Source organism: Massilia atriviolacea (genome assembly GCF_003953935.1).
Lineage (GTDB): Bacteria > Pseudomonadota > Gammaproteobacteria > Burkholderiales > Burkholderiaceae_D > Telluria_A > Telluria_A atriviolacea.
Genome location: NZ_RXLQ01000017.1, coordinates 39,862 through 51,770 on the forward strand (window position 1 = coordinate 39,862; position 11,909 = coordinate 51,770).

An 11,909-nucleotide genomic window follows, 5' to 3' on the forward strand; every position below is an offset into this window, starting at 1 on the left:
GTCAGTCTTTCTTGGCGTTGGCTTGCTGGCCGAGTTCGGCCAATTTCTCGGTGTTGCTGAGCACGTCGTTGAGGATGTCTTCGAGCTTGTCGTTGCCGGCCAGCTTGTTGCGCAGGTCGGCCAGCTTGGTGCGCGCTTCGAGCAGCTTGCGCAGCGGCTCGACCTGCTGGACCACCGACTCCGGACGGAAATCTTCCATCGACTTGAACTTGAGGTCGACGGCGAACTTGCCGCCTTCGCCGGACAGGGTGTTTTCCACGCGGTAAGCGGCGCGCGGCTCGATGCCCTTCATCACTTCATCGAAATTGTCGCGGTCGATGCCGACGAAGTTCCGCTCTTTCAGGCGCTTCTTCTCGACCTCGGAGGCACCGCCGAAGTCGCCCACGACGCCCATCACGAAGGGCAGTTCCTTGTTTTCGATCGCATCGCCGATTTCGACGTCATAGGTCATCTGGATGCGCGGCGGCCGCACTTTCTGCAATTTCTTCTGGACACTTTGTTTCTTTGACATGGTGTTTCCTTCTACATGATTGGAGCGTATGTGGAGCTGAGCCGGCCGGATTATTTGAGCAAGCCGCCAAACGGATCGTTCTTGTCGCCTTCCGGCTTGACCTTGGTCGCGGCCTCGACCTTGTCCTTGACGTCCTTGACCTCCTTGACGTCCTTGGTGTCGCGCAGCGAGCTGCGGGCCGGCGCCGTGGTGCGCCGGGTCGGCACCACCGCCGCCGAATTGTCGCTCATGTTTTCGCGCAACAACTTGGCCATCTCCTGGGCATCCGCGCGCAGCTGCGGCGTCATATTGTTCTGGCGGTTCAGATCGCCCAAGGCGCGGGTCGACAGGCGCAGGCCGCCGATCGCGATGATGGTGTTGGCCGCCTTATCGTTGGGATCACGCAACAAAACTTCCTGCGCCGCGACGATCGCTTCGCCATACTGGCCCGAATCGTAGCGGGTTTGGGCGATATTTGCCCACGGCGACTTGTCGGCCGGATAGGCCGTGCCGGCCTGCTTCCATACCGAAATGGCCTGCTCTTTTTGCCCCGTGGCGGCGGCCTGGCTGCCCTGGTTGAGCAGGTCGGCCAGCGGCGCCGGGCCCTTCGGTACAGGCGGGGCCTTGGCCGTGGTGTCGCAACCGGTCAATGCGGCGGCGCAGGCAAGGACGCCACACAGGTACTTGAAATCGGAAAAAGTGGTCATGCGGTATCCTCAGAAGCGGTGACAAAAAAATAATGTGTATACTGTAACACTTATTACTGAAACAACGTTAGCAGAGTTTGAAATTTAACAGCGTTCAATTGAAAATCACACATTCTCACTTTGTAGTAAGCGCGCACGTTACATTAGCACCGCAGACAAATCTTCTCATAAATGTTATTGTTCCGCTAATTAGTTTTTCATATTAGCGCGAAATTTTCCGAAGGGTGCCAACAGCATGTCAAGTAAAGTCCTCTGGGGCGAAGGTTTGTTCCTCCGCCCCCAGCACTTCCAGCAGCAGGACCAGTACCACGAGCACCGCCTCAACGAAAGCGTCAAGGCAGTCCACCCGTATGCCTGGGGCGTGAACCAGTTGCAGGTCGACCGCGACGCCCTGGCCAACAACGCCCTGCGCGTGCTGGAACTGTCGCTGCGCTTCCAGGACGGCGAACTGGTCGACGCCCCGGGCGCCGACGCGCTGCCCGAGACGGTCGACCTGAGCCAGCTGCTGCAATCGCAGCAGACCGTGACCTTCTATGCCGCCCTGCCCGCCTTCAAGCCGTTCGGCGGCAACTTCGCGCCGCTCGGCCAGACCGCCAACGCGGCCCGCTTCGTCCAGGCCAATGCCGACACGCCCGACCTGTACACCCAGGCCGCGCAAGCCCAGCTGACCTACCTGAAGAAAAGCGTGCGCCTCATTTCCGAGTTCGAACCGCGCGATTCGTACACCCACTTCCCGCTGCTGCGCCTGCGCCGCGTGGCCACCGGCGGCTTCGAGATGGACCCGGGATTCGTCCCGCCGAGCATGTCGGTGCGCAGCGCCCCTATCCTGTTCCTGCAACTGCGCCGCCTGATCGACGCGCTGCAGGCCAAGGTCAGCGCCCTGTACGGGCACCACCGCGAACCGAGCAAGAACGTGATCGAGTTCCGCTCCGGCGACATGTCCTCGTTCTGGCTGCTGCACACGGCCAGCAGCGCCTACGCCTCGCTGACGCACTACTTCCACCATCCGGCGCTGCATCCGGAACGCCTGTACGAAGCGCTGCTGGGCGTGGCCGGCGCCCTGATGACGTTTTCCAAGAGCTGGACCCTGGCCGACCTGCCGCCCTACCAGCACGCCGATCCGGGACCGGCGTTCGCGAAGCTGAACATGATCATCCGCGACCTGCTGGACACTGTAATATCGTCGAAGTACTTCGCCATTGCGCTCGATCTGATCAAGCCATCGTACTATCTGGGCTCGCTGGAATCGGGCAAGATCGACGACAAGACCGCGTTCTTCCTGGCGGTGTCGGCCAACCTGCCGGCCATCGAACTGGTCGACGTGGTGCCGCTGCGCTTCAAGATCGGCGCCCCCGACGACGTCGAAAAATTCGTGCTCTCGGCCATGCCGGGCGTGCGCCTGCAGCACGCGCCGCAGGTGCCGCCGGCGGTGCCGGTGCGTCCCGACACGGTCTACTTCATGATCGAAGCGAAGGGCCAGATGTACGAACGTATGATGCAGGCGCAGTCGATTTCGATTTATGTTCCCGAAGGGATGCGCGAGCTGACCCTGGAACTGATTGCCGTAACCTCCTGACCCAAGGATAGACCCAGATGACTACCACCGCACCTTCGCTGATGGCCGGCGCCCCCGCCGCCCCCGCCGCCGCCGGAGCCACCCCGCAAACCCTGCTCGACCTGATGTACGAGGGCTTTTACGCGCTGTTCATGCTCAAGAACGGCAACGGCCCGCAGAACAACGCCGACTTCCAGCGTAAGACCACCCAGTTCCTGGAAGACTTCACGCGCGGCGCCAAGAAGCAAGGCGCCTCGGCCGACGATATCGACGCTTCCAAGTACGCCTTCTGCGCGGCGGTCGACGAGATCATCCTGCGCTCGAATTTTTCCATCCGCGACGAATGGGAACGGCGCCCGCTGCAGCTGGTGCTGTTCGGCGACCAGCTGGCCGGCGAGAATTTCTATCACCGCCTCGAATCGCTGCGCACGCGCGGCAGCACCCACCTGCAGGCGCTGGAAGTGTTCCATATGTGCCTGCTGCTCGGCTTCCAGGGCCGCTACATCCTGGAAGGGTCGGAAAAGCTGAACTACCTGACCGCGCGCCTGGGCGACGAAATCGCCAACATGAAGGGCAAGCGCGGCGGCTTCGCCCCGCACGCCGAACGGCCCGACCAGATCGTGCACAAGCTGCGCAGCGACCTGCCGGTCTGGGTGCTGACCTCGGTGTTCGGGCTGATCTGCATTCTCGGCTACATCGGCCTGCGCGCCTCGCTCAACACCTCCACCGACGAACGCATGGCCGCGTATAACGACGTGGTCAAGCTGGCGCCGCGCGCCGCCCACCTGACCATTACCCTGCCCTGATGACACCACTCGACCAGATTGTCTCCCGCGCCGCCTTCGGCACGGGATTGAGCCAGCATGCGCGCCTGATCACCCTGGCCAGCGCACAGGACAGCGCGCTGCCGGAGTCGCTCATGGCCGAGCAGTTCAGCGGCCGCGAAGCGGTCAACGACCTGTTTACGTTCGAAGTCGACGCGCTCAGCGTCTCGACCGACCTCGATCTGGCGACCTTCATCGGTGAAGAACTCACCATCACCCTGCTGCAGCCCGATTCGAGCAAGCGCTACTGGCACGGCATCTGCACCGACGCGGCCTGGCTGGGCGCCGACGGCGGCGTGGCGCGCTATCGCCTGCACCTGGAACCGGGCCTGGCGCTGCTGCGCCTGCGCCGCGACAGCTTCATTTTCCAGAACAAGAATGCGCAGGACATCGTCACCGAACTGCTGTCGGATTATCCGCAGGTGCGCTTCGAGTTCGACGTGAGCCAGTCCCTGGCGGTGCGCCCGATCTGCACCCAGTACCGCGAGAGCGACCTGGAATTTTTCGAACGCCTGCTCGCCTCCGAAGGCTTGTCGTACCGCTTCGAACACGACCAGGCAAGCGATGGCGGCGATGGCCAGGCCAAGCACCGCCTGGTCATCTTCGACAGCCGCGCCAAGGCGCCCGACACGCCCGGCGGCGCCGAACTGCGCTTCCACGGCGTGCGCGCCACCGACACCGACGACGCCATCGACGCCTTCCGCGCGCGCCGCCAGGTGCAGGCCAACGCGGTCTCGATCAGCAGCTGGGACCCGGCCCAACTGGTCGCGCCGGCAGCCGAACAGCATTCCTCGCTGCAGGCCGGCGAGCTGCCGCCGATGGCCGTGTACGACGGCAGCGGCGAGCGCATCGTCAGCGCCAGCGGCGCGGCCGATCCGCACAGCCAGCTGATGCTGCAAGCGCTGGAACTGGACAACAAGACCTTCGAAGGCGAAGGCGCGGTGCGGCGCCTGGCGGCCGGCCACGCCTTCCGCCTGACCCAGCACGAGCGCTACGGCGCCGGCGCCGACGGCTTCACCGTCCTGTGGGTCGCGCACGAAGCGCGCAACAACTTCAAGCCGTCCATCGCCAGCGCCAGCCGCGCCGGGGTGGAAGCGGGCACCTACCGCAACCGCTTCGGCTGCGTGCGCGACGTGGTGGCGATCGTGCCGCGCGCCACCGCCCTGCCGCACGCCGTCAACGCGCTCGGACCGCAGACGGCGATCGTGGTGGGGCTGGAAGACGCCGTCTCGACCACCGCGCGCGAGTACCACGTCAAGATCCAGTTCCCGTGGCAGCGCGGGCAGAGGGCCATCGGCGGCGGCATGGCGCACAACCTCGACGCCAGCGGCAATGCGCCAGGCAACGAGACCTCGGGCACCTGGGTGCGCGTGGCCGAAGCGCTGGCCGGGCCGAACTGGGGCACCCAGTTCACGCCGCGCATCGGCACCGAGGTGCTGGTCGACTTCATCGAAGGCGACATGGACCGCCCGGTGGTGGTGGCGCAGCTCTACACCGGCTCCGACATCCCGCCGTTTTCGGCCGGCGTCGACTCGGGCGTCAACCACGCCGGCGTGCTGTCGGGGATCCACAGCCACAATTTCGAAGGCAACGACTACAACCAGTGGCAGCTCGACGACACCCAGGGCCAGGTGCGCACGCGGCTGGCCAGCAGCGGCGCGACGAGCCAGCTCAACCTGGGTTACCTGATCGCGCAGCAGGCCGGCTCGGCCCAGCGCGGACGCTATCGCGGCAGCGGCTTCGAACTGCGCACCGATGCCTGGGCCGTGGTGCGCGGCGCCGAAGGCGTGATGCTGACCACCACGGCGCGCAAGGTGTCGGGCAGCGGCATCGAATCGACCCAGCTCGACGCGGCCGAGGCGGTGGGCATGCTCAAGCACGCCAAGGGCATCAGCGAGAAGCTGGCCGGCGCCGCCGAACAGCAGAAGGCCTTGTTCAGCACGGACGCGGGCAAGGCCCAGGCCGACTTCATCGACCTGATCGACCCCGAGGCCAAGGCGACGTTTCCCGGCCCGGTCAGCGGCCAGGAGGCGCTCAAGGCGAAGCATGCCGAACGCGCGCTCGACGCGGCCAAGCCGGTCGAGCGCTTCGCCAAGCCGGTGGTGCTGATGGAATCGGCGGCGGGCATCAACTGGGCCACGCCGGCGTCGACCCTGCTGTACGCGGGCGAACAGCTGCACTGGACCACGCAGAGCGACATGCACATGACGGCCGGCGGCACCATCTCCTCGGTGGCGGGCAAAGGCAGCAACCTGTTCACCCATGCGGGCGGGATCCAGGTGTACGCGGGCAACGGGCCGCTCTCGCTGCAGGCCCACACCGATGCGCTGGAAATCCTGGCCGACAAATCGATCACGGTCATCTCGGTCAACAACAACATCGCGATCAATGCACGCCAAAAGATCGTGCTGCGCACGCAAGGCGCCTCGGTCACGCTGGACGGCGCCGACATCACGTTCTCGTGCAGCGGGCAGTTTTCGGTGCTGGGCGCCCTGCACCCCTGGGGTGGTCCCGGCGGCAGCAGCGCGCAGCTCGAAGCGCTGCCGGACACCCGCGTCAAGCTGTTCGACCAGGGCTTCGTCGTGAGGGATGAAACGACCGGCGAGCCGCTGCCCAACCAGCGCTACCGCATCAAGCTGGCCGACGGCAGCTACCAGGAAGGCGTGACCGACGCCGAAGGCCGCACCCATGTGGTGTCCTCGGTAACGGCGGAGGCCTTGAGCCTGGAAGTGGCGAAAAGCTGACGATGAGCACGTGGAAAACGGTTGCGAGCGGCACCACCACGCCGGTTGAGGACAGGACGCGCATCCCTGCGCAATTTGCGGATTCGCCCTGCGCGCGAGCGGCGATCAAGATCGAGGCGGTCGCCGTACTGCCTTCCGACCGGGCCCGCACCACCGTCGGCGTGGGTGAAAGCGTCAAGTTAAGCTACAGCCTGGGAAGCGCCAAGTGGAGCAACAGCGGCGGCACGCTCGACAAGAACACCGCCGTATCGGTCTTTTTCACCGCGCCCGACCGCGCGGCATCGGTCACGATCACCGCCACCGGCGCGGGCTGCACCTGCACAGTCACCTTTACCGTGATCGAGCCGGACGCGGTGGTCATGGAACGCGCGAGCAGCACCGTGTGGCACATCAAGGACATTCCTTCGATCGGCATCAGGCTCCACGTCTACTTGCGACCGGATACCGTTTCGTTCAAATCCATTGAAGTGAGCGAGGGCGACTGCACGTCGCTGGTTACCGGCTATTTTGTGGGCACCCGGTTCGATGGAATGAAACATGGATCGCGCGGTGGGGGCGAATGGGCGCAGGTGTCCGACACGGTCGCCGGGATGGGTTCGCAACTCGTCCAGAAAGATCATGCGCGATCCGGCGCGTGCAATTTGGGCACGCCGTATACCGACGGCAGCTTCGATTGGCCGATCCCGTGGCTCTATCGGGTAGGCGATGGCGAACCGAACGTATTTGCCACCGTGCATCAGCAGTTCACTATTGATGAGGCTGGCTGTATGACCTTGAGCAAAGGCGGTGCCAGCGGCGCCGCTGCGCTGAACGACCCAAGCTCGGATTACTGAGGGTAACATGACGAGGCGCGCAGTGTTGCTGACCATGCTGGCCGTGCTGTACGCCGGCCTGCATTCTGCGCAAGCGGCAGACCGTCAGGGCCTCATGCCCCTTCACCATGGAACGATAGCGAAAGACCACATGCAACAGCCTGAAAAAAAGATCTTGCTGGACCTGAAGACGTTCCGGTCGGGTCGTGATGTAAAGGCGCTTTCCAGGGCGATCAGGGAGATGTCCAGCATCGAGAACGCCATTCCAGCGCTGACGCCGCCAACTCCGGCCAAGGATAAGTTCTCCTTATGGTTGATCATTTTCGACGCCATCGACTCCGAACTGGCACCGAACGACGATGACACGAAGCAGGCGTCCCTGAACGTGGTGCCGCCGCTTGCGACAGGCTTGCCGCCTGGAGTGTCTCCTGAGGCGATCAAGGATCCAGCGCTCCGGGCCGAATACGAAGCTGCCCTGGCAGCTAACGATGCGCGCAATCGGCGGCTATCCTACCAGCACCGACTGCGCACCGAGGAACAATTCGCGGAAGACAGCCTGCTCGACCTGGTCAGGGTCGCCAGCCAACCCGAGCTAGCAGATCTACGAAGCCGGGTCGCCCAATCCCCCCTTCAGGCGCAACGCAAGATACGCCTGACGGAGCTGCTGACGCCGACGCGCTGATGCGCCGGCCGGTATATGCCTCAACCTGTTCTAGCAAGGATTTATAGTGAGAGATGAAATGACCTGCGAGCCTTTGCCCAAGCAGCGCAAGCGCATCGCGATGATGTCCCCGCTGGCGGCCAAGGCCCTGCGCCTGGAAGTGGCAAAGGACTGCCGATGAGCGCATGGAAAACAGTCGCCAGCAGCACCACCACGCCGCTGGCCAACAAGACCCGCGCCCCGGCCACGGTGGGTAGTTCGCCGTGCGCGCGCGCGGCCATCGCCATCGAGGCGCTGGCCCGCCTGCCCGCCAACCGGGCCCGCACCACGGTCGGGGTGGGCGAGCGCATCAAGCTGACCTACAGCCTGGGAAGCGCCACCTGGACCAAGACCGGCGGCACGCTCGACAACACCAGCGGCACGTCCGTCATTTTCGACGCGCCCGACCGCGCCGCCACGGTGACCGTTACCGCCACCGGGCGCGGCTGCAGCGTCACGCTCACCTTCACCGTGATCGAGCCGAGCGGCGTGCGCATGGAGCGCGCCAGCGGCACCAATGTGTGGCACGCCAACGCCATTCCCTCGGTCGGCATCCGGACCGCGATCTACCTGCTGCCCGATACCGTGTCCTTCAAGTTCATCGAGGTGTCCGAAGACGACTGCGCGGGCCTGGTAACCGGCTACTTCGTGGGTACCCCGCTCGATGGCGTCTCGCACGGCACGCACGGCGCGGGCACCTGGGTGCCGGTGAGCGACACGGTGGCCGGCAAGGGCGCCGAAGTGCTGGGCCAGGATACGGCGCAGTCGGGCCACTGCAATTTTGGCGAACCGTATGCCGCCGGCACCTTCGACTGGCCGATCCCATGGCTGTTCCGGGTCGGCGCCGGCGCGCAGGGCGGATTTACCACCGTGCACCAGCGGTTTACAATCAATGCGGCGGGCGACATGACGGTGAGCAAAGCCGGAGCCAACGGCGCTGCCGCGCTGGGCGACCCGAACTCCACCTATTGAGTGCGCCATGACGACGCGCGCCTGCGTGCTGCTGATGCTGGCCATGCTGTACGGCGGCCAGCCGTGCGCGCAGGCGCGCGCCGCGCCCCCTCCCCATCCAACGACAGCGAAAGAAACCATGCAACAGCCTGAAAAGAAGATCCTGCAGGACCTGGAGACATTCCGGTCCCGTCATGATGTGAAGGCGCTTTCCAGTGCGATCGGACAGATGCTCAGGATCGAGAACGTGATCGCGCCGCTGACCCCGGCCGGCCCGCCGAACGACAAATTTGCTTTGTGGCTCAGCATTTTCGACGCCATCGACAGCGAACTGGCGCCCGACATCGACGCCAGCGCGCGCATCCAGATGAAAGTGGCGCCGCCGCCGGAAAGCGGCCTGCCCGCAGGCGCGTCGCCGGCGGCGATCAAGGATCCGGCCCAGCGCGCCGCGTACGAGGCGGCGCTGGCGGCCAACGACCAGCGCAACGAGCGCATCGCCTACCAGCACAAGCTGCGCACCGAAGAAGCCTTCGCCGAGGACAGCCTGCTCGACCTGGTCAGGGCCGCCGATGCATCCCAACTGGAGGAACTGAAAACCCGCGCGCTGCAATCGTCCCTGCAGGCCAAGCGCAAGATCCGCCTGGCGGCCCTGCTGACGCCACCGGAGCCCTGATGCGCCGCCTGCCCGCCGGCCTGGCTGCGGTTTGCCTTGCCGGCGCGCTTGCGGGGCCCATTCACGCCAGGGAGGCAAGCATCGCAACCCATCCATCGTCGCTCTGGGAAGCGATCGAACTGCTGGCGCCGCAGGCACCGTTCCGGCCCGCGCAGGTGCAGGCGGTGCTGGGAACGACCTTGAGCACGGCGACCAGCGGCGTCAACGAGTACTTCGATCTGTACCGGAGCACGCCGGTGGCGCTGGCCGATGGCGTGATCATTGCCAATGTCGACCTGCGGATTGCGCGCCAAGGCAGCCATCCCGGCTTCATGGTCCTCGAGCTGGGCGGTGCGTGCGTCACGCTGGCCCAGGTCCGTGAGCACTACGGCGAGCTGCGTATCACCGGTTTTCCACGCGGGCGCTCGATCAACGAAACCACCTCGCACACCAGCGTGCGCGCATGGGGAGCGCTAAGCTTCAGCTTTGCCGAACGCCAGCGCGAGTGCCTTTCGTCGATCGCGTTCGATCCCGCAAAACGGCCGCCGCCATGAAGGCGGGCGCACGCCGACAACCCTCACCTTCTGTCATCATGAAACAGGAAATCTACATCAGCACCGACGTCGAAACCGACGGCCCGATTCCCGGTCCGCATTCGATGCTCAGCATCGGCTCGGCCGCCTACCTGGCCGACAAGACCTGCATCGCGACCTTCAGCGCAAACCTGGAATGCCTGCCGGAGGCCGCTGCGCATCCCGCCACCGCCGCGTGGTGGCTGACCCAGCCCGAGGCCTGGGCAGCCTGCCGCGCCGACCTGGAAACGCCGCTGGCGGCCATGCAGCGCTACCTCGCATGGGTCAAGTCGCTGCCGGGAAAACCGGTGTTCGTGGCCTACCCGGCCGGCTTCGACTTTTTGTTCGTGTACTGGTACCTGATCCGCTTTACCGGCGAAAGTCCGTTCAGCCATTCCGCGCTCGACATGAAATCGTACGCGATGGCGGTCCTGAAACGCGGCTACCGCGACAGCACCAAGCGCAATATGCCACGGCACTGGTTCGATCCCCTGCCCCATTCGCATGTGGCGCTGAACGACGCCATCGAACAGGGCGCGCTGTTCTGCAATATGCTGGCCGACAACCTGAAGCGCGACCGTCAGGACGGATAAGCCGCGATCTTGGCGGCCAGCCGCTGCGCCAGGTAGCCATGCGCCTCGCCGAGCGCCGCCAGGATGACGCCGGCCTCCTCGCAATACGCGCCGATTTTCTCCGCCGACCAGTAATGCGGCGGCGCTTGCAGATTGCTGATGCGGTCGGCCAGCTTGACGCACCAGACGGCCTTCGGCTGCTGCCGGATGCGGCGCAGGCTGTCGGCCATGGCTTCGGCTTTCGGCAGGCTGGGCGACTTCGACAAGGCGGCCACGCCATCGGCCACGGCCAGCCCGTAGTCGGCGGCAAGCGTTGCGTGCGCAATATCCTGGTCTTCCATCGCATCGTGCAGGATGGCGCACTGCATGGCCGTGCCGACCCCGTCGATCGGCTCCTGGGCATGGGCGGCCAGAATCTCCATGCCCACCATCCCCAGGTGCACCAGATAGGGCATGTCGGACCCGGGGAATTTTTGCTGGCCGTGGACCTGGGCCGCGTAGCACCAGGCTTTGATCCAGGTTTCCTGCATTGCGTAGTCGATCTGCTGTGTCATGCTTCCTCCGTTGGCAAATCTTAGCGCAGCGGGCAGAAATGCGTGCGACTCGTTAAAATATCGGCACGCCGGCCGATGCCGGGAACATCAGGAGACACTATGATCAAGGAAGTCGCGGAACTGAAGATCGCTGCGGGAATGGAGCAGCAGTTTGAAGCGGGCGTGCAGCAAGCCATCCCGCTGTTCAAGCGCGCCAAAGGGTGCCATGGCATGCGCATGGAGCGCTCGGTCGAAGAGCCGGGAAGCTACATGCTGTTCGTCGAATGGGAAAGCGTGGACGACCATATGGTGCATTTTCGCGGCAGCGAAGACTTCAAGGAATGGCGCCGCCTGGTAGGTGAATTTTACAGCGCGCCGCCGCGGGTTTTTCATACCGCCAGCGCGGTCGAAGGGTTCTGACACCCGCCTATATGTTCGCCTACGTCATATAGCGAAGACCGTCGCGCGCCTGGTAGGCCACGTCCGGATCGGCGCTCTTGCTGAGAAGCGTCAAGAGCTGCGTGGCCCGCCTGGTATCGGCCGCCTGGTCGAGCATTCCGGCACACGTCTGCAACCAATGCGAGCTGCGTGCATCGAGCTCTGTCATCAGGGCGTCCCAGTCGGCGTCGGAGAATGCGTCCATGACGTCGACGGCGTGCGACATGCCGCCGTCCATCCAGTCGTCAGGATATGCCTCGCTGCCCTGCACACCGTGGTCGTAGGCCGAAAACAGCCCGGCGGCTTCGGCAGGCGGCGATTGAACGGGTTCGAGATCCATGTGTGTATGCCTTCATTAC

At 64.7% G+C, this 11,909-nt stretch carries 14 protein-coding genes; 10 read left to right on the forward strand and 4 right to left on the reverse strand.

Going from position 1 to position 11,909, the window contains the following annotated elements; all coding sequences use genetic code 11:
* Nucleotide 1: 1 nt before the first annotated feature.
* Nucleotides 2-511 carry a type VI secretion system contractile sheath small subunit gene (gene tssB / locus EJB06_RS25180; protein WP_126076782.1) on the reverse strand — a complete coding sequence of 170 codons (510 nt, stop codon included), beginning with the start codon at nucleotides 509-511 and terminating at the stop codon, nucleotides 2-4.
* 50 nt (nucleotides 512-561) lie between these two features.
* On the reverse strand, nucleotides 562-1,197 hold the full coding sequence (locus tag EJB06_RS25185) for an outer membrane protein assembly factor BamD (protein WP_229427278.1): 636 nt from the start codon (nucleotides 1,195-1,197) through the stop codon (nucleotides 562-564).
* Nucleotides 1,198-1,432: 235 nt separating this feature from the next.
* Here EJB06_RS25185 and tssK point away from each other — a divergent pair, with 235 nt between their 5' ends.
* The 9 genes from tssK (at nucleotide 1,433) to EJB06_RS25235 (ending at nucleotide 10,600) form a co-directional block, all read left to right on the forward strand.
* Entirely contained in the window at nucleotides 1,433-2,773 is a 1,341-nt protein-coding gene (gene tssK, locus EJB06_RS25190; protein ID WP_126076783.1) for a type VI secretion system baseplate subunit TssK, read from the forward strand.
* 17 nt (nucleotides 2,774-2,790) lie between these two features.
* The gene (gene icmH / locus EJB06_RS25195; RefSeq protein WP_126076784.1) at nucleotides 2,791-3,558 is read left to right on the forward strand and encodes a type IVB secretion system protein IcmH/DotU; all 768 of its coding nucleotides are present in this window, start codon (nucleotides 2,791-2,793) and stop codon (nucleotides 3,556-3,558) included.
* A complete protein-coding gene (locus EJB06_RS25200; protein WP_126076785.1) occupies nucleotides 3,558-6,320 on the forward strand; it encodes a type VI secretion system Vgr family protein in 2,763 nt (920 codons plus the stop codon). Before icmH ends, EJB06_RS25200 begins: the two co-directional genes overlap by 1 nt.
* A 2-nt stretch (nucleotides 6,321-6,322) precedes the next feature.
* On the forward strand, nucleotides 6,323-7,153 hold the full coding sequence (locus EJB06_RS25210; RefSeq protein ID WP_198420915.1) for a hypothetical protein: 831 nt from the start codon (nucleotides 6,323-6,325) through the stop codon (nucleotides 7,151-7,153).
* 25 nt (nucleotides 7,154-7,178) lie between these two features.
* Complete coding sequence (locus tag EJB06_RS25215) at nucleotides 7,179-7,814, forward strand: hypothetical protein (protein ID WP_126076787.1); 636 nt, start codon at nucleotides 7,179-7,181, stop codon at nucleotides 7,812-7,814.
* A 156-nt stretch (nucleotides 7,815-7,970) separates the two neighbouring features.
* A complete protein-coding gene (locus EJB06_RS25220; RefSeq protein ID WP_126076788.1) occupies nucleotides 7,971-8,804 on the forward strand; it encodes a hypothetical protein in 834 nt (277 codons plus the stop codon).
* A 7-nt stretch (nucleotides 8,805-8,811) separates the two neighbouring features.
* Entirely contained in the window at nucleotides 8,812-9,456 is a 645-nt protein-coding gene (locus EJB06_RS25225) for a hypothetical protein (protein ID WP_126076789.1), read from the forward strand.
* On the forward strand, nucleotides 9,456-9,989 hold the full coding sequence (locus tag EJB06_RS25230) for a hypothetical protein (RefSeq protein ID WP_229427279.1): 534 nt from the start codon (nucleotides 9,456-9,458) through the stop codon (nucleotides 9,987-9,989). The genes EJB06_RS25225 and EJB06_RS25230 overlap by 1 nt, the downstream gene beginning before the upstream one ends.
* Nucleotides 9,986-10,600, forward strand: a complete 615-nt coding sequence (locus EJB06_RS25235) for an exonuclease (protein WP_198420916.1) — start codon at nucleotides 9,986-9,988, stop codon at nucleotides 10,598-10,600. The genes EJB06_RS25230 and EJB06_RS25235 overlap by 4 nt, the downstream gene beginning before the upstream one ends.
* On the opposite strand, the gene EJB06_RS25240 is transcribed toward EJB06_RS25235, so the two are convergent.
* Nucleotides 10,588-11,133, reverse strand: a complete 546-nt coding sequence (locus tag EJB06_RS25240; protein WP_126076791.1) for an HD domain-containing protein — start codon at nucleotides 11,131-11,133, stop codon at nucleotides 10,588-10,590. The genes EJB06_RS25235 and EJB06_RS25240 overlap by 13 nt on opposite strands.
* Before the next feature lie 99 nt (nucleotides 11,134-11,232).
* Here EJB06_RS25240 and EJB06_RS25245 point away from each other — a divergent pair, with 99 nt between their 5' ends.
* Complete coding sequence (locus tag EJB06_RS25245; RefSeq protein WP_126076792.1) at nucleotides 11,233-11,532, forward strand: antibiotic biosynthesis monooxygenase family protein; 300 nt, start codon at nucleotides 11,233-11,235, stop codon at nucleotides 11,530-11,532.
* Nucleotides 11,533-11,551: 19 nt separating this feature from the next.
* Here the strand turns inward: EJB06_RS25245 and EJB06_RS25250 are convergent, their stop codons facing one another.
* A complete protein-coding gene (locus EJB06_RS25250) occupies nucleotides 11,552-11,890 on the reverse strand; it encodes a hypothetical protein (protein ID WP_126076793.1) in 339 nt (112 codons plus the stop codon).
* Nucleotides 11,891-11,909 lie beyond the last annotated feature (19 nt).

Coding starts and splice junctions, on each gene's coding strand:
- icmH (WP_126076784.1), top strand. CDS start 2,791: ATGACTACCACCGCACCTTCGCTGATGGCCGGCGCCCCCGCCGCCCCC.
- EJB06_RS25230 (WP_229427279.1), top strand. CDS start 9,456: ATGCGCCGCCTGCCCGCCGGCCTGGCTGCGGTTTGCCTTGCCGGCGCG.
- EJB06_RS25235 (WP_198420916.1), top strand. CDS start 9,986: ATGAAGGCGGGCGCACGCCGACAACCCTCACCTTCTGTCATCATGAAA.
- EJB06_RS25240 (WP_126076791.1), bottom strand. CDS start 11,133: ATGACACAGCAGATCGACTACGCAATGCAGGAAACCTGGATCAAAGCC.
- EJB06_RS25200 (WP_126076785.1), top strand. CDS start 3,558: ATGACACCACTCGACCAGATTGTCTCCCGCGCCGCCTTCGGCACGGGA.
- tssB (WP_126076782.1), bottom strand. CDS start 511: ATGTCAAAGAAACAAAGTGTCCAGAAGAAATTGCAGAAAGTGCGGCCG.
- EJB06_RS25250 (WP_126076793.1), bottom strand. CDS start 11,890: ATGGATCTCGAACCCGTTCAATCGCCGCCTGCCGAAGCCGCCGGGCTG.
- EJB06_RS25185 (WP_229427278.1), bottom strand. CDS start 1,197: ATGACCACTTTTTCCGATTTCAAGTACCTGTGTGGCGTCCTTGCCTGC.
- tssK (WP_126076783.1), top strand. CDS start 1,433: ATGTCAAGTAAAGTCCTCTGGGGCGAAGGTTTGTTCCTCCGCCCCCAG.
- EJB06_RS25245 (WP_126076792.1), top strand. CDS start 11,233: ATGATCAAGGAAGTCGCGGAACTGAAGATCGCTGCGGGAATGGAGCAG.
- EJB06_RS25225 (WP_126076789.1), top strand. CDS start 8,812: ATGACGACGCGCGCCTGCGTGCTGCTGATGCTGGCCATGCTGTACGGC.
- EJB06_RS25210 (WP_198420915.1), top strand. CDS start 6,323: ATGAGCACGTGGAAAACGGTTGCGAGCGGCACCACCACGCCGGTTGAG.
- EJB06_RS25220 (WP_126076788.1), top strand. CDS start 7,971: ATGAGCGCATGGAAAACAGTCGCCAGCAGCACCACCACGCCGCTGGCC.